This window comes from Micromonospora sp. NPDC048909, from assembly GCF_040649635.1.
Classification (GTDB): Bacteria; Actinomycetota; Actinomycetes; order Mycobacteriales; family Micromonosporaceae; genus Micromonospora.
Window position 1 is genome coordinate 515,446 of record NZ_JBEZFU010000003.1, and the last position, 14,777, is coordinate 530,222.

18 protein-coding genes are annotated in these 14,777 nt (G+C 73.3%); 10 read left to right on the plus strand and 8 right to left on the minus strand.

Annotated elements, in window-relative coordinates; translation table 11 throughout:
• Positions 1 to 43: 43 nt before the first annotated feature.
• Positions 44 to 733 (minus strand): SDR family NAD(P)-dependent oxidoreductase, encoded by a 690-nt coding sequence (locus tag AB0C04_RS11690; protein WP_357051914.1) that lies wholly within the window; start codon positions 731 to 733, stop codon positions 44 to 46.
• Positions 734 to 1,029: 296 nt separating this feature from the next.
• Here AB0C04_RS11690 and AB0C04_RS11695 point away from each other — a divergent pair, with 296 nt between their 5' ends.
• From AB0C04_RS11695 to AB0C04_RS11705, 3 genes are all read left to right on the plus strand, one after another.
• On the plus strand, positions 1,030 to 1,944 hold the full coding sequence (locus tag AB0C04_RS11695) for a MurR/RpiR family transcriptional regulator (protein WP_350871947.1): 915 nt from the start codon (positions 1,030 to 1,032) through the stop codon (positions 1,942 to 1,944).
• Entirely contained in the window at positions 1,941 to 2,900 is a 960-nt protein-coding gene (gene murQ / locus AB0C04_RS11700) for an N-acetylmuramic acid 6-phosphate etherase (protein WP_357051917.1), read from the plus strand. Before AB0C04_RS11695 ends, murQ begins: the two co-directional genes overlap by 4 nt.
• Positions 2,901 to 3,356: 456 nt before the next feature.
• Entirely contained in the window at positions 3,357 to 4,346 is a 990-nt protein-coding gene (locus AB0C04_RS11705; protein WP_357051920.1) for a sigma-70 family RNA polymerase sigma factor, read from the plus strand.
• An 87-nt stretch (positions 4,347 to 4,433) separates the two neighbouring features.
• On the opposite strand, the gene AB0C04_RS11710 is transcribed toward AB0C04_RS11705, so the two are convergent.
• A complete protein-coding gene (locus tag AB0C04_RS11710; RefSeq protein WP_357051923.1) occupies positions 4,434 to 5,405 on the minus strand; it encodes an NlpC/P60 family protein in 972 nt (323 codons plus the stop codon).
• A gap of 498 nt (positions 5,406 to 5,903) precedes the next feature.
• Here AB0C04_RS11710 and AB0C04_RS11715 point away from each other — a divergent pair, with 498 nt between their 5' ends.
• The gene (locus AB0C04_RS11715) at positions 5,904 to 6,431 is read left to right on the plus strand and encodes a DUF6232 family protein (RefSeq protein WP_357051926.1); all 528 of its coding nucleotides are present in this window, start codon (positions 5,904 to 5,906) and stop codon (positions 6,429 to 6,431) included.
• 79 nt (positions 6,432 to 6,510) lie between these two features.
• Here the strand turns inward: AB0C04_RS11715 and AB0C04_RS11720 are convergent, their stop codons facing one another.
• Positions 6,511 to 6,837, minus strand: a complete 327-nt coding sequence (locus AB0C04_RS11720; protein ID WP_350871956.1) for a DUF3817 domain-containing protein — start codon at positions 6,835 to 6,837, stop codon at positions 6,511 to 6,513.
• Between the two features lie 26 nt (positions 6,838 to 6,863).
• Entirely contained in the window at positions 6,864 to 7,304 is a 441-nt protein-coding gene (locus AB0C04_RS11725) for a hypothetical protein (protein ID WP_357051930.1), read from the minus strand.
• 133 nt (positions 7,305 to 7,437) lie between these two features.
• On the opposite strand from AB0C04_RS11725, the gene AB0C04_RS11730 reads away from it, so the two are divergent.
• From AB0C04_RS11730 to AB0C04_RS11740, 3 genes are all read left to right on the plus strand, one after another.
• Positions 7,438 to 7,776, plus strand: a complete 339-nt coding sequence (locus AB0C04_RS11730; protein WP_357051933.1) for a DUF6158 family protein — start codon at positions 7,438 to 7,440, stop codon at positions 7,774 to 7,776.
• Entirely contained in the window at positions 7,776 to 8,114 is a 339-nt protein-coding gene (locus tag AB0C04_RS11735) for a hypothetical protein (RefSeq protein ID WP_357051936.1), read from the plus strand. The genes AB0C04_RS11730 and AB0C04_RS11735 overlap by 1 nt, the downstream gene beginning before the upstream one ends.
• Positions 8,115 to 8,214: 100 nt before the next feature.
• Positions 8,215 to 8,757, plus strand: a complete 543-nt coding sequence (locus tag AB0C04_RS11740; protein ID WP_357051939.1) for a DUF1360 domain-containing protein — start codon at positions 8,215 to 8,217, stop codon at positions 8,755 to 8,757.
• Between the two features lie 56 nt (positions 8,758 to 8,813).
• Here AB0C04_RS11740 and AB0C04_RS11745 read toward each other — a convergent pair whose 3' ends face one another.
• The 3 genes from AB0C04_RS11745 to AB0C04_RS11755 all read right to left on the minus strand — a co-directional run bounded on the left by AB0C04_RS11745 (position 8,814) and on the right by AB0C04_RS11755 (position 10,689).
• Entirely contained in the window at positions 8,814 to 9,023 is a 210-nt protein-coding gene (locus AB0C04_RS11745) for a hypothetical protein (RefSeq protein ID WP_357051942.1), read from the minus strand.
• Positions 9,024 to 9,045: 22 nt separating this feature from the next.
• Positions 9,046 to 9,273, minus strand: coding sequence for a hypothetical protein (locus AB0C04_RS11750; RefSeq protein ID WP_357051945.1), 228 nt, complete (start codon positions 9,271 to 9,273; stop codon positions 9,046 to 9,048).
• A gap of 321 nt (positions 9,274 to 9,594) precedes the next feature.
• Positions 9,595 to 10,689: a 3-deoxy-7-phosphoheptulonate synthase gene (locus tag AB0C04_RS11755; protein ID WP_357052265.1), complete on the minus strand. Its 1,095-nt coding sequence runs from the start codon at positions 10,687 to 10,689 to the stop codon at positions 9,595 to 9,597.
• A gap of 300 nt (positions 10,690 to 10,989) precedes the next feature.
• Between AB0C04_RS11755 and AB0C04_RS11760 the strand changes: the two genes are divergently transcribed.
• Positions 10,990 to 11,202 (plus strand): hypothetical protein, encoded by a 213-nt coding sequence (locus tag AB0C04_RS11760; protein ID WP_357051948.1) that lies wholly within the window; start codon positions 10,990 to 10,992, stop codon positions 11,200 to 11,202.
• On the opposite strand, the gene AB0C04_RS11765 is transcribed toward AB0C04_RS11760, so the two are convergent.
• On the minus strand, positions 11,169 to 11,927 hold the full coding sequence (locus AB0C04_RS11765) for a phosphodiesterase (protein ID WP_357051951.1): 759 nt from the start codon (positions 11,925 to 11,927) through the stop codon (positions 11,169 to 11,171). The genes AB0C04_RS11760 and AB0C04_RS11765 overlap by 34 nt on opposite strands.
• 129 nt (positions 11,928 to 12,056) lie before the next feature.
• Between AB0C04_RS11765 and AB0C04_RS11770 the strand changes: the two genes are divergently transcribed.
• Positions 12,057 to 13,349: a pitrilysin family protein gene (locus AB0C04_RS11770; protein ID WP_357051954.1), complete on the plus strand. Its 1,293-nt coding sequence runs from the start codon at positions 12,057 to 12,059 to the stop codon at positions 13,347 to 13,349.
• Entirely contained in the window at positions 13,346 to 14,689 is a 1,344-nt protein-coding gene (locus tag AB0C04_RS11775) for a pitrilysin family protein (protein ID WP_357051957.1), read from the plus strand. Before AB0C04_RS11770 ends, AB0C04_RS11775 begins: the two co-directional genes overlap by 4 nt.
• Positions 14,690 to 14,777: the final 88 nt, after the last annotated feature.

Here is a 14,777-nt window from a genome sequence, read left to right on the forward strand (position 1 = left end):
ACGCGCCGACCGGCCGCAGGGCCCGGGAATCGTGCGTCGAAGCTCAGGCGCGGCCGTAGACCGGCACGGCCGCGCCGCTGGTCGGTGCCGACTCGTCGGAGGCCAGGAAGCGGATCACCGGGGCGATCTCGGCCGGGGCGACCCAGCGCGCATGGTCGGCGTCCGGTTGTGCGGCCCGGTTGGCCGGGGTGTCGATGACGCTGGGCAGCACCGTGTTGCAGCGCACCCCCGATCGGCGGTACTCCACCGCCACCGCGTTGGCGAAGGCGAGCACGGCCGCCTTGGCGGTGGCGTAGCCCGCCGCGCCGGGGAATGGCGCCAGCGCGGCGCGGGCGGAGACGCAGACGATCGCTCCGCCGCCGGCCGCGATCAGGTGCGGCAGCGCCGCCCGGGTGACCAGGTGGGTGGGGCGCAGATTGGCGGTGAACATCCGGTCGAACTCCTCGATCGGTGTCTCGTGCACCAGCCCGCCGCTGGCGTATCCGCCGACCAGGTTGACCACCGCGCGCAGCGGGGCCGCCGGGTCGCCGCTCGCGGCCTCGACCGCCCGGGCCGCGCCGGCCGGATCGGTGAGGTCGGCGACCAGCCGGACCACGTCGCCCGCCGGCGCAGTGGTCGACGCGCCCGCCCGCCCCGGGACGACCACCCGCCAGCCCGCCTCGCGGAAGGCGGCGGTGACCGCCTCGCCCAGCCCGCCCGTTCCGCCGGTGACCAGCACAGTGCGTTGCGCCATGGAGCACACGCTAGCGTCGCCGCCGACCCGCCGGTGCCCGGGTCGCCCGGCCGACGACGCCGGGACGTCCGATGCCGGCCTGCCGCATGGTCCGCCCGCCGACGCCGTACGGTTGGTCAGGCCTGGAAGTGCGCGTCTCCAGCCGCCGTCCGGGAGGCGGGAGCCGGCCCGGCGGCTGACGCGGCGACGCCGCTCGGGTGGCACGCTGTCCCGGAAGGTGGACCGGGTCGCCGGTGTTTTCTCCAACACGCGCAGTCATGGTTGACGCTCACGCCTCGTGAAAGTAAGTTTCATCCGTGGCGAAGAGTCCGAAGATTTCTGCGAGTCAGGAGCCCGGTGGGCTGATCGTCCACATCAGTGGCTTGCTCCCGTCGCTGTCGCCGGCCGAACAGCGGGTCGCCCGCCTGGTCGTCGCCAATCCGGCGGACGCGGCGCGCCGGACGATCACCGACCTCGCCACCGCAGCCGAGACCTCCGAGGCGACCGTCATCCGGTTCTGCCGCTCGGTCGGCATGGACGGCTACCCCCAGCTGCGCATCCGGCTCGCCGCCGAGGCCGCCCGCCGGGTCGAGCCGCCGGACGCGCGGGTGGTCGGTGGTGACATCCCGCCCGGGGCCGACCTCGCCCAGATCATCGCGACGATCGCCTTCAACGACGCGCGCGCCGTCGAGGAGACCGCCGAACAGCTCGACCCGGCCGTCTGCGAGCAGGTGGTCGACGCGATCGCCGGCGCCGGCCGGATCGACGTCTACGGCGCCGGCGCGAGCGGCTTCGTGGCCTCCGACTTCCAGCAGAAGCTGCACCGCATCGGCCGCACCGCCTTCTACTTCCCCGACGTGCACACCGCGCTGACCTCGGCCGCGCTGCTCGGCCGGGGGGACGTGGCGGTGGGCATCTCGCACACCGGCACCACCTCCGACGTGATCGAGGTGCTGGAGCAGGCCCGCGCCCGTGGCGCCGCCACCGTGGCGCTGACCAACTTCCCGCGGTCGCCGATAACCGAGGTGGCCGACCACGTGCTCACCACCGCCGCCCGGGAGACCACCTACCGCTCCGGGGCGATGGCGAGCCGGCTGGCCCAGCTCACCGTGGTCGACTGCCTCTTCGTCGGGGTCGCCGCGCGCAACCGTGCCCGGGCGAGAAAGGCCCTCGAGGTGACAGCCGAGGCCGTCCAGTCGCACCGGGTGGGTGGCGGACGGAGGCGGGCATGACGGCCGGCGCCGTGGAGCCGGACGAGGTGTCGTCACCCGCCGCGCCGGTCCGCCCGGTCGTCCGGGTGGGCGCCCCCACCGAACGCCGCAACCCGCTCAGCGTCGACCTCGACCTGATGTCGACCCGGGACGTCCTCGCCGCGATCAACGAGGCGGACCGGCGGGTGCCGGCCGCGGTCGCCGAGGTGCTGGACGAGATCGCCGCCACCGTCGACCTGGCCGTCGCCGCGTTGCGCGGCGGGCACCGGGTGCACTACTTCGGCGCCGGCACCTCCGGCCGGCTCGGGGTGCTCGACGCGGTCGAACTGGCCCCCACCTTCAACTCGCCCCGGGACTGGTTCTGCGCCCACCTGGCCGGCGGTCCGGACGCCATCTGGCGGGCCGTCGAGGACGCCGAGGACGACGATAGGGGCGGGGCGGCCGAAGCGGCCGAGTGCGTACGCGCCGGTGACCTGGTGGTCGGTCTGGCCGCCAGCGGACGCACCCCGTACGTCCTCGGGGCGCTCGCCGCGTCGCGCGCCAAGGGCGCCTCGACGGTGCTGCTCTGCGCCAATCCGGAGGCGGAGGCCGCCGGGTCGGTCGATGTCTTCATCGGGGTGGATACCGGACCTGAGGTGGTCACCGGGTCGACCCGGATGAAGGCGGGCACGGCGCAGAAGCTTGCGCTCAACGCGTTCTCCACCGCCGTGATGGTGCGTCTGGGCCGGGTCTACTCGAACCTCATGATCGACATGGTGGCCACCAACGCGAAACTTCGCGGGCGCATGATCTCGATCCTCGTGGAGGCGACCGGCTGCTCGGAGGAGGTTTCCCGGCGGGCCCTCAGCGAGGCGGACGGCGACCTGAAGACGGCCCTGGTCTCGCTGGTGTCCGGTGCCGAGGTGCCGGCCGCCCGCGCCGCGCTGGCCCGCTCGGCCGACCAGGTGCGGGGCGCGCTCGCCCTGCTCGCCTCCTGACGCCCCTTCGCCCGAATCCAGCGGCCCGGCGGACCCTCCGGGGAGCCGCCCAGGGGGCCCGGGGCGAGCGGGCATAGAACCCGGCTCCGGATTGTTCAACGGGGCGCGGGGTATTACCAACTCCGTGGATGAACCGACCCGTCCATCGGTGCGTATCAGGCAGTGACCAGGATCGCACCGGGCTGGTGACCCGGGTCGCTGTGCCCCACGACATCGCGATGTTGCCATATCAGGGGCGAACGGCGATCCGTCGACCCGCCGACCCGTTCGTGGTGCCCATCGGCGAGCCACCCGGCGGGGTGCTGACAGCAAACATGGACCGTGCTCTCAGCTACTACTCAGGCATTCGTGACACTTTCGACTCACGGCATGGAATCCCCGACACGTCTCAACTGTTGTGTAGGTGTCAGCACCGGGGGGCACAGCAGAAGTTTCGGGGAGCTGATGGACGTGGGGATGGCAAGGAACCGGGCAACCGGCGCGAGCGAGGGGACCGTGGGCAACGTGGACAAGAACATCGGCATGCGCACCGACGAGGTCGCCGAGGAGCGCGACCTGGTCGGCGTCTACCTGCACGAGATCTCCCGGACGCCACTGCTGGACGCCGCCAAGGAGGTCGATCTCTCCAAGGCGATCGAGGCCGGCCTCTACGCCGAGCACCTGCTCGACGAGGACCGCGTCCCCGCCGGTGTCGACCGGGACGACCTGGAGCGGCTGGTCGTCGAGGGTGAGCGGGCGAAGGACCTCTTCATCCGCGCCAACCTGCGACTGGTCGTGTCGATCGCCCGCCGCTACGTGCGGTCGGGGATGCCCATGCTGGACCTGATCCAGGAGGGCAACACCGGCCTGGTCCGGGCGGTCGAGAAGTTCGACTACGAGCGTGGCTACAAGTTCTCCACCTACGCGACCTGGTGGATCCGCCAGGCGATCAGCCGGGCGATCGCGCAGCAGGAGCGCACCGTCCGACTGCCGGTGCACCTGGTGGAGGACGTCAACCGGATGCGCAACGTGGCCCGCCAGCTCACCCGTGAGCTGGGTGCCGACCCGGAGCCGGAGCAGATCGCGGCGTCGCTCGGCGTCACCGTCGAGCGGGTCAACGAGCTGGTCCGCTGGTCGCAGGACACGGTGTCGCTGGACACCCCGGTCGGCGACGACGGGGACACCAACCTCGGCGACCTGGTCGCCGACAGCGACGCCCCGTCGCCGGAGGACATCGTCCTGACCGGGCTGGAGCGGCAGCGCATCGAGGGTCTGCTCAACCACCTCGACGACCGTTCGGCCGGCATCATGCGGGCTCGCTACGGGCTGGAGGACGGCCGCGAGCACTCCCTCACCGAGGTCGCGTCGCGGTTCTCGCTCTCCCGGGAGCGGATCCGTCAGCTGGAGATCCAGGCCCTCGGGCGGCTCCGTGAGCTGGCCCGGGCAGAGGGGCTGCAGGCAGCCTGAGCTGGTAGTAACACGGCGAACGGCCGGCGTCCGATAGGGGGACGCCGGCCGTTCGCCGTCTGGCGGGGCACCCGCCGCGTGGTTCGCTCAGCGCACCCGGCCGTAGCCCTGGATGGACATCATGTTCATGCCCCGCTTGAGCACGTTGCGCCCGGCGCTGGGCGCGTCGATCACCTGGCCGCCGCCGACGTAGAGGGCGACGTGCCCGAGCCCGCTGTAGAAGACCAGATCGCCGGGGCGCAGCTCGCCGCGACTGATGCGGCTGGTCGCGCCCCACTGCATCCGGGCGTTGTGCGGCAGGGACTTGCCGGCCGCCCGCCACGCCGCCAAAGTCAGGCCGGAGCAGTCGTAGCCGTTCGGGCCTTCACCGCCCCAGGAGTAGGGCTTGCCGACGGCGCCGTAGGCGTACCGGACCGCGACGCCGGCCTGACCGGAGATCGCGGGAGCGTCCCGGCCGGCGTCCGGCCGGGCGGCGGGCGCCTCGGTGGCCCGCCCGTACGCCTGACGGCGCAGCTCGTAGAGGCGCGCCAGGTCCCGTTCGATCCGGGTCTTCGCGGACTTCAGCTCGCGGGCCTGGGCGGCCTGCTGGGCCAGCACCATTCTCAGTCGGCCTCGCTCCTCGAGCAGCGCGCGCTGGCTCTCGGTGAAGCCGTCGATCTGCTCCTGCCGCTGCTTGGTCAGCTGGTCGATGGTGCCGAGCCGGTCGAGCAGGGCGGCCGAACCGCCGGGGCGCAGCAGCGCGTCCGCGGTGCGCAGGCCGCCGGTCTTGTACGCGGTCGCGGCGAGTGCGGCGACGTCGGCCCGGTTCTGCTCGGTCTGCTTCTCGAGCGGGCCGATGCGGGCCTGTAATCGGGCCACCGAAGTCTTGTTGTCCTTGATCTCCTCGGTGAGCTTGTTGTACGACTCGACGACCCGCTCCAGTTGGGCCGACGACTTCTCGATCCGCTGGGTCAGGTCGGCGGGGGACGGTTCGGCGTGGGCCGCCGCCGCCGGGGCGATCAGCGCGGCCGACAGGCCGGTGAGCGCCAGAGTTCGCAGCAGTGTTCTCAGGGATGACAAGAGCGGAAGGCCCCTCTCCCACGGCCGCCGGTGGCTGCTCTCGCCCTCGACGGCACCGGTCCGGGGCCCTCCGGATGGCGGGCGCTGGGCCGGCCGGCCCGATCAACTTAACCCGGGACGGGTGTGATCCGCAGTGGAAGTCGGGGCGAATGTTGGCAAAGTGGCGGAAAGTGAAGGGTGTGTCGGGTGACCCACCGTGATCACCAACGAGGCGACCGCTCGGCGGGTGCGCCAAGGTTGCGGCATTTGATAGGACAGTGGCTTTCGTCGTTCTGGGCGTATGCCGCCGGATAGCAGCCCGCCATAACCGATAAAGACGGAAATGGATTCCCTTTCCCGGCAATGTCCCGTCGCTCCCGTGGCGGCGCTGTCCGCTATTTGGCCGTACGCGCTGGCAGGGCCGCAACACAATGAAGCGCGAGCCGGGAATCCCGTCGACCGGCATTGATGCCTCAGACCGCGGCGGGGCCGACCCGGCGGACCGCCGTGGGAGGGACCGTGAATCCTGAAGGAGCCACCACGCGAGCGCGGCGTTCACCGAGGGTGACCGGCGCGAAGACCACGCTGCTCTACGCCCGTCCCGGCATCATCGTGACCATCGACCGGTTCACCGTCGGTCGCAACACCTTCCGGGTCGCCGAGTTGACGCACCTGCGCAGCACCCGCGGTCCGCACGACCGGGTCGCCGTCCGCGCCTTCGCCACCAGCGCGGTCACCATCAGTGCCGTCGGGTTGCTGCTCGGCTTCACCGGTGGCCTGCAACGGCTCACCGCCGGCGCGTACCTGATCCTCGGGGCGGTGCTGCTGGTGCCGGGCCTGCTCGTGCTGGCCGGCGACCGCTGGCGGCCGCCGGCGTACGAGCTGTGGGGGATGTACGGCGGCGAGGAGGTGCTGCTGTTCAGCGCCGACGACGAGCGCCAGTTCGGCCAGGTGACCCGGGCTCTGGTGCGAGCCCGGGAGATGAACCGGTACGGCGGGTGGAGCGAGCCCCTCGCCTCGACCGACCCCTGGCGGCCGAGCCGCTGACCGGTCGACGCCGGCCAGGCCGACCCCGGCCGGCGTCGACCGGCCAGCAGAAGCCAACGGCGAGGATCGGGCGGACGGCTCAGCCGGCGACCGGCTCCGGGGTGCGCTCGGCGGGACGGTCGAGCCAACCGGTCACCCGGCGCTCGGCGTAGAAGGAGACGAACGGCACGGTGCCGGCCAGCATCACGGCGAGCATCCGCTTCAACGGCCAGTCCGCCCGGCGGGACAGGTCGAACGCGGCCACCAGGTAGACCATGTAGAGGAAGCCGTGCGCCGGGCCGACCGTCTCCACCACCACCGCGTTGTCGAACAGGTACTTCAGCGGCATGCCGATCACGACCAGCAGGATCAGCACCACGCCCACGATCCAGGCGATCACGCGGTACCGGGTAAGGGCTGCGCCCACCTCTGTCCGTCCTTCCCGAGCCCGGCTCAGCCGGGATAGTCACCGGGCTTCGCGCCCGGATTGGCGTTCAACCATGACAGGTAGCGGTTGTAGGCGGCCAGGTCGGTGTCCTCCACGCCGTCCGCCGCGGCCGGCACCCGGGCCACCCGGACCGGCCGGCGAACCACCGGTCGGGTCGCGGACCCCGCCGCCCCGCCGCCCGGTCGCGCCCCGACGACCTCGGCCGGCTCCGCGTCGGCCGGCTCCGTCGGCGCGACGTCACCGCGCAGGGTGTGGCGCAACTCACGCCACCAGACGAAGACCACGAACCCCGCGAAGATCGGCCATTCGAAGGCGTACGCCCAGCTGAGCGTGTTGCCCGAGGCGGCCCGGCTGATCTGCCACCAGCCCAGGCCGAGGAACGCGACGACCAGCACGACCGTGGCCACGTGGCGCACGATCCACGCCGGGGTCCAGAGCCGCTTCATGGCATCGAGGGTACCGGGAGGGACGGCGCTCTCCGACGCGGTGTCGTAGTTGTCGGACGATCAAACGGGTTTGCTGGCACCCGATGTGGGCATCCGTCTAGATGCCAGCCCAAACGAGACCAGGGGGGCGACGATGACCGGATCAGTGCGACAGGACGGGTACCCGTCGAGCGGCGGTACGGACGCCAGCCCGGAGCAGCGGATGCCTGAGTGGAGCGGCGACCACCTGGCCGACCCGACCACCACCGGACTCGACGTGGACGGTGACCTCGGTGTCGACCCGGCCGAGCTGACCGACGAGGACCTGATCCGCGAGATGCACAGCCTGCACCGCACGCGGCTGGACACGCTGCGGCACGCCTCCGACTCCGCGCTCGCCAACCACCTGCGCCGCACCGCCGAGCTGGAGACCGAGTACCTGGCCCGGCACCCGGGGCGGGAGGTCGACCCGAGCCGGCTGCGGGACGAGTGATGGCGGCACACGCCGAGCGCGGGATGTCCGCGCCGCCGGAGGTCGTCTTCAACACCGCGACCGACCCGGACCGGGCGTCCGCGTGGCTGCCCCCGGCGCTGCGCACGGACGGCGCGCCGACCCCGGAGATCGCCGGCGAGGAGCTGCGCGCCACCTGGAGCGCACCCGATCCCTCGGACCTCACGGCCGAGATCCGGGTGGACCCGGAGGACTCCGGCGGCGCGCGGATCCGGTTCGACCTCGCCGGTGCGAACGGGGGAGGGGACCACGACCGGCTGGCCGCGGAGGCGCTGGACAGCCTCGCCCGCGAGGTGGCCGACAACCTCCAGGCCGGCTGAGTCGCGCCGGCGACCCCGGATCGCGCCAACCCCGAACGGCAGGCCTGGTGCGGGCCGGCCGGACCGGGTGGTGATCCCCCGCACGAGAACGAGGAGACCGGTGACCGACAGTGGTTTGAGGCAGAAGGTGGCGCGACTGCGCCAGGCGTACGCGCCACACGAGCACCGGCCGCTCGGCGGCTACCTGGTCGCGATGGGCACCTATGCCGGGGTCGCCGGGGCGCTCGCCGGTCTGGTGCGGTTGACCGGCCGGCCGGTGCCCGAGCGTCCGGCGCCCTCCGACGTGGTGCTGCTGTCGATCGCCACGCACAAGCTCAGCCGGCTGCTGAGCAAGGACGCGGTGACCAGCCCGCTGCGTGCCCCGTTCACCCGCTACGACCGGCCGATCGGCAGCGGCGAGGTGATGGAGCAGGTCCGCGACTCCGACAGCTCCACCCGGCACGCGATCGGGGAGCTGCTGAGCTGCCCGTTCTGCCTGGCGGTCTGGGTAGCCACCGGGCTCACCGGCGGGCTGGTGCTCGCGCCACGGCTGACCCGTCTGGTGGCCACCGCGCTGACCGCGGTGGCCGCGTCCGATTTCCTCCAGATGGCGTACGCGGTGTCCCAGCAGGCCGCCGAGGGCGGCGGGCACGACAAGGACTGATGCGAGGACGAGTAAGGGGCCGGCGGATGCCGGCCCCTTACTCGCGCCAGTCGGCGTCAGGTCGGTGTGGTGCCGTGGTCCTCGCCGGCCCAGCCACGGGCGGCCTCCGGCTCGCGCTCGCCCTCGTCGTCCCCGGTGATCACCTCGCGGTCCACCGCGGTGCGGTCGTGCTCGTTCGCGAAGTCCGGCTCGGGCAGGGTGTCGACGCCCTCCGGGGGCTGACCCAGCGCCGGCACCTTCTCGTGCTGCTCCTCATGGTGGGACATCTCGTTCTCCTCTCGCCGGGGGTCAGGTGACCGATCCGCCGAGCAGGTCCGCCGCCTCGTCCACCGAGTACTCGCCCTCGGGGAGCGCGGCGATCCGGGCGAGCCAGTCGGCGGGGAGCTCCGCGGCCACCGCCCGGCGGTAGATGTTGCCCTGACTGATCCGCTCCTGGCCGTGGTAGAGATCCTCGAGCAGGTCGTCGAGACGCCGGGCGTCCGTCGTCTGGTCGGTCACGGGTGCGTCGTCGGTCACGGCGATCAGCTACCCGTGCCGGAATCGGTCAAACGTCGCCGGCCCCGGCCCGGAGCTGGGCGGAACGCCAGACGGCGCCCCGGCCGGATGGCCGGGGCGCCGCTGGTGTCGGTGTGCAGGTCGCCTCTCGGCGAGTGGCTCGACGCGGCTCCAGCCGAACGGTTTTCCGCGAAGGCAATTGGGTGAGGCCCGGGGACACTGGACACACCGACACCTCACACAACCCACCGACCCCCGCCGCTCTTCCGCCCCGACCTGTGCCCCCGCTCACACCCGTCCCGGCCCCACCACGGGCCGGGACGAGGGGAGGGGGCCTGCGGATCAGGCGGGTGCGGGGAGGGTGGCGCGACGGGCGCGGACGGCGACGGCGAGCTGGTCGAGCACCTCCTCGGTGGTGTCCCAGCCCATGCAGGCGTCGGTCACCGACTTGCCGTACTCCAGCTCCCGGGTCGGGTCCAGGTCCTGCCGGCCGGGCTGCAGGAAGCTCTCCAGCATGATGCCGACGATGCCGCGCTGCCCGGCCGCGAGCTGGGCGGCCACGTCGGCCGCGACGAGCGGCTGGTTGCGGTGGTCCTTGCCGCTGTTGGCGTGGCTGGCGTCGATGACCACCCGCTCCGGCAGATCGGCGGCCCGCAGCAGGTCGAGGGCCCCGGCCACCGACTCCGCGTCGTAGTTCGGCCGGCCGCCACCGCCGCGGAGCACCAGGTGCCCGTCGGCGTTACCGCGGGTGTGCATGATCGCCGGCGTGCCGGAGAAGTCGATACCGGGGAAGACGTGCGGTACGCCGGCAGCCCGGATCGCGTCCACCGCGGTGCCGATGCTCCCGTCCGGGCGGTTCTTCATGCCGATCGGCATGGAGAGCCCCGAGGCGAGCTGCCGGTGCACCTGGCTCTCCACCGTCCGGGCGCCGATCGCGCCCCAGCCCACGGCGTCCGCGATGTACTGCGGGGTGATCGGGTCGAGGAACTCGCAGCCCACCGGCAGGCCGAGGCGCAGCACGTCGAGCAGGAGCGCGCGGGCCATCCGCAGGCCGGTGTTGACGTCGCCGGAACCGTCCAGCCCGGGGTCGTTGATCAGGCCCTTCCAGCCGACCGTGGAGCGGGGCTTCTCGAAGTAGACCCGCATGACGACCAGCAGGTCGTCGGCGACCCGGTCGGCCGCCGCGCGCAGCCGTCGGGCGTAGTCCAGGGCGGCGGCCGGGTCGTGCACCGAGCACGGGCCGACCACCACCAGCAGGCGGTCGTCGGCGCGGTCGAGCACCCGGCCGACAGCGCGCCGGCCGGTCAGTACGGCCGAGGCGAGCGTGTCGTCCAGGGGCAGTTCGTGGTGCAACAGGGCCGGGGTGGTCAACGGCACGACACGGTCGATCCGTTGGTCGCTGACCCGATCGGTCTCCGGGGTCGTCACGGTGGGAATCCTTCCGCCGACCGCGCCCGGGGCCGGTGCCCGGGTCGAGCCGGCTGCTCGTACGCAAAAGGGCAGGAACCCAAGTCCCTGCCCAGCCGGCTCGAAGAAAGGTGACGTCAGTTCATGGTGAAGTCACCGGCTCCTCCAGCCGGCTGCCTAAACCATCGATACGACCGCGTCACGAGGCCAAGCGTACCCGACGGGCCGGCGCGGATCATCCGGACGCCGCGGCAGCCCCGATCGGCCGGGCCCGGCCGGGTCGACCGATCTCGGGCGTGCGGGCGGTGGGGCGGGGGTATGAGGGGTGCCATGACTGACGAGCAGAGCGACCAGGACCGCGTGGAGTCCCGCGCCCACCTGCTGCCGGAGGAGGCGGCGGTGGGCAGCGACGACGCGGAGGCGCAGGCGGAGGCGATCCTCACCGAATCCGACCTGCGGGAGGACCGGAACCTCGCGCCGGACACCGTCCTGGAGCACCGGACCTCGGATCAGACGGTGGCGCCCAACGAGCCGCCGGACTGAACGTCGGCGCCGCGCGCCCGGCGGGAGCCCCGGTAGGTCTGCCCCCGCAGCCATGCCAGCGGCCCGGCGGCCCGCAGCCCGGCCGGCAGGTTGCCGATCGGGTCGAAGGCCAGCGTGGCGTCCTGCCGGGCACTGAGCTGGGTGCCGATGCTGACCTGACCGAACGGCCGCCACGGCCCCACGGCGGAGGCCACCGCGAGCACCAGGCGGGGCTCGTCCGTCCGGGTGGCGGCGGCCACCGCGGTCAGGCTGCGGCCCAGGTCGGCCGATTCCGGGTCGGCCAGCGCGGCCAGCCAGAGCCGCTGCCGGCCGGCGTGCAGCGGCATGATCGTGCTGTACGTCCCGGCGAAACGCCGCCGGGGCAGCGGCATGGCCCGCAGCACCGGCGGCGCGCCGCTGGAGCTGACCAGCAGGTCGAACGGGCGGCCGTCGTCGGGGTGCAGCCGGACCGCCAGGCCGAGCACGTCCGGCCAGCTCCCGGGCGTGGAGACGCCCTTGGAGAGCCGGACGGTCGCCGGGTAGCGGCCCGGCTCGTCGAGCAGGGCGACTCCGGTCGGCGGGCCGGCCGTACCCCAGATCGTCACCTCGCCGGCGAACGAACGTCCGGCCGGATGGAAGAGCCGGGCCCGCCGCAGGCGGGTCAGGACGGCGGCGGCGTGGCTGACGGCGGCACCCGCGCGCGTCACGGCAACGGGCGGGTTGGGGCGTGCGACGGGCGCGGGCATGCCCCTGCGGTACCCCGACCGGACCGGTCGATGCCCCGCCCGCCCGCCCGCCCGGCCGTCGCCCCCGCCCCGGCTCGCCCGGCGGCCGCACGTCACCTTTGCGCCCGCGAGATCGGATAGCGTCGTGCCATGCCCGACAGCGGTTACCCCTGGCCCATCGAGACGACCCGACTCGCCAACGGCCTGCGTGTGGTGGTGAGCGAGGACCGCACGGCCCCGGCGGTCGCGGTCAACCTCTGGTACGACGTCGGCTCCCGGCACGAGCCGGCGGGGCAGAGCGGCTTCGCCCACCTCTTCGAACACCTGATGTTCGAGGGCTCGGTGAACGTCGCGAAGACCGAGCACATGAAGCTGATCCAGGGCTCCGGCGGCTCGCTCAACGCCACCACCAACCCCGACCGGACCAACTACTTCGAGACGGTCCCGGCCGAACACCTGGAGCTGGCGCTCTGGCTGGAGGCCGACCGGATGGGCGGTTTGGTCCCGGCGCTGACCCAGGAGACCCTCGACAACCAGCGCGACGTGGTCAAGAACGAGCGCCGGCAGCGCTACGAGAACGTGCCCTACGGCGACGCCTGGCTGCGGCTGCTGCCGCTGCTCTACCCGCCCGGCCATCCCTACCACCACGCCACGATCGGGTCGATGGCCGACCTGAACGCCGCCGACCTGGCCACCTTCCAGGCGTTCCACCAGACCTACTACGCGCCGAACAACGCCGTGCTGACCGTGGTCGGCGACGCCTCCGCCGCCGAGGTCTTCGCGCTGGCCGACAAGTACTTCGGCGCGCTCCCGGCGCGGGCCGACATCCCCGCCGCGCCGGACGGCCGGAGCGTGCCGGCCACCGGGCGACCGGCGGTGGAGACGGTGACCGCCGACGTGCCGGCCCCCCGGGTCTACGTCGCGCACCGCACCTACCCGTTCGGCAGTCCCGGCTACGACGTGCTCACCGTGCTGGCCACGGTGCTCGGCAGCGGCCGGGGCAGCCGGCTCTACCAGCGGCTCGCCGACGGCGAGCGGCTCGCCCAGCCGGACCTGGTCGGGGCGTACGGGGTGGACCTGGCGCACGCGCCGGCGCCGCTGATCGCCACCGCCACCGCCCGGCCCGGGGTGAGCGCCGAACGGCTGTCCGAGGGGCTGCACGCGGTGGTCGACGAGCTGGCCAGTGTGCCGGTCACCGCCACCGAGCTGGACCGCGCTAAGGCCCTGCTCAGCACCGCCTGGTGGCGACAGATGTCCACGGTGGACGGCCGGGCGGACACGCTCGGCCGGTACGCGACCCAGTTCGGCGATCCGGCCGCCGCCGCCGAGCGCCTGCCGGCCTGGCTCGCGGTGACCGCCGAGCAGATCGCCGAAGCTGCCGTCGAGGTGCTCGCCGCCGACGATCGGGTGACCCTGACCTACCTCGCCGAGGAGAAGCCATGACGCTGATCGCCGTCCGCCCCGGCCCGGGCGCCGCCCGCCCGTACCGGTTCCCGCCGGTGGTCCGCCGTGCCGTGGCCGGCGGTCAGGTCGTCGCCGCACACCTGCCGGGGCAGAACCTCGCGGTCGCGCTGCTGCTGCTCGACGCCGGCGCCGGGCGCGAGCCCACCGGCAAGGAGGGCCTCGGCGGGGTGCTCGCCAAGGCCCTGGAGGAGGGGACCGCCCAGCGGGACGCGGCCGCGTACGCGCTCGCCGTGGAGGGGCTCGGCACCGAGCTGGTGGCCGGGCTGGACTGGGACTCGTTCCAGGTCAGCGTGCAGGTGCCGGTGGACCGGCTGAGCGCCGCCGTGGAGCTGCTGGCCGAGGCGGTCCGCACCCCCCGGCTCGACTCCGCCGACGTGCGCCGGGTCCGTGACGACGAGGCCACCGCGCTGCGGATGGACTGGGCCAACCCGGGACCGCGGGCCGACGCGGCGCTGCGCGCCGACCTGTTCGGCGCGGAGAACCGCTGGGGCCGGCCGATGTACGGCGACCCGGACTCGGTCGCCGGCCTGGACGTCGAGGACGTCACCGTCTTCCACTCCGAGTGGTTCATCCGTCCCGGCACCCTGATCGTCGCCGGCGACCTGGAGCGCATCGACCTGGAAGCGCTCGGCGCTGCCGCGTTCGCCGGGACCGGCGGTGGCCCGGTCGAGCGGGGCGGCCCGATCGAGGTGCCGCCGCACAGCGGTCGGCGGATCATCCTGGTCGACCGGCCCGGCTCGGTGCAGTCCACGCTGCGTCTCGGGCATCCGTCCCCGCACCGCGCCCACCCCGACCACGTGCCGATGAGCCTCGCCGGGACGGTGCTCGGCGGCGCGTTCACCTCCCGGCTCAACCACCTGATCCGTGAGGTGCGCGGCTACACGTACGGGATCCGCGGCGACTTCGCCTCGTCCCGGCGGTTCGGGCGGTTCGCGGTCAGCTCCGGGGTGCAGACCGCGGTCACCGCGCCGGCGCTGGTGGAGGCGGTCGGTGAGATCGCCCGTACCCGCACCGGCGGGGTGACAGAGGACGAGCTGGCGGTGGCCCGGTCCTGGCGGGCCGGGCAGCTGTCCGTGGAGCTGCAGAGCCCGCGGGCGATCGCCGCCGCGCTCAGCACCCTGGTGGTGCACGACCTCCCGGACGACTACCACGCCCAGCTGCGCGCGGCGCTGCTCGCCGCCGATGTCGACCAGGTCAGTGCCGCGGCCGCCAGCCACCTGCACCCGGAGTCGCTCACCCTGGTCGTGGAGGGCGACGCCGCGGTGATCCGGGACGAGCTGGCCGCCACCGGCCTCGGGGAGATCATCGACGCCCCCTGACCGTCCGGCGTCCGGCCTGACCGTCCGGCGTCGGTTGATCGACCTCCGGTTCGCCGAAGTGGGGGTGTCCGACTGGGTCGGATACCGC

Bases quoted from the DNA above. Each gene is read 5' to 3' on its own strand.
- murQ (WP_357051917.1), top strand. From the start codon at position 1,941: ATGACGGCCGGCGCCGTGGAGCCGGACGAGGTGTCGTCACCCGCCGCG.
- AB0C04_RS11725 (WP_357051930.1), bottom strand. From the start codon at position 7,304: ATGAAGCGGCTCTGGACCCCGGCGTGGATCGTGCGCCACGTGGCCACG.
- AB0C04_RS11735 (WP_357051936.1), top strand. From the start codon at position 7,776: ATGGCGGCACACGCCGAGCGCGGGATGTCCGCGCCGCCGGAGGTCGTC.
- AB0C04_RS11765 (WP_357051951.1), bottom strand. From the start codon at position 11,927: ATGCCCGCGCCCGTCGCACGCCCCAACCCGCCCGTTGCCGTGACGCGC.
- AB0C04_RS11730 (WP_357051933.1), top strand. From the start codon at position 7,438: ATGACCGGATCAGTGCGACAGGACGGGTACCCGTCGAGCGGCGGTACG.
- AB0C04_RS11760 (WP_357051948.1), top strand. From the start codon at position 10,990: ATGACTGACGAGCAGAGCGACCAGGACCGCGTGGAGTCCCGCGCCCAC.
- AB0C04_RS11705 (WP_357051920.1), top strand. From the start codon at position 3,357: ATGGCAAGGAACCGGGCAACCGGCGCGAGCGAGGGGACCGTGGGCAAC.
- AB0C04_RS11775 (WP_357051957.1), top strand. From the start codon at position 13,346: ATGACGCTGATCGCCGTCCGCCCCGGCCCGGGCGCCGCCCGCCCGTAC.
- AB0C04_RS11745 (WP_357051942.1), bottom strand. From the start codon at position 9,023: ATGTCCCACCATGAGGAGCAGCACGAGAAGGTGCCGGCGCTGGGTCAG.
- AB0C04_RS11770 (WP_357051954.1), top strand. From the start codon at position 12,057: ATGCCCGACAGCGGTTACCCCTGGCCCATCGAGACGACCCGACTCGCC.
- AB0C04_RS11690 (WP_357051914.1), bottom strand. From the start codon at position 733: ATGGCGCAACGCACTGTGCTGGTCACCGGCGGAACGGGCGGGCTGGGC.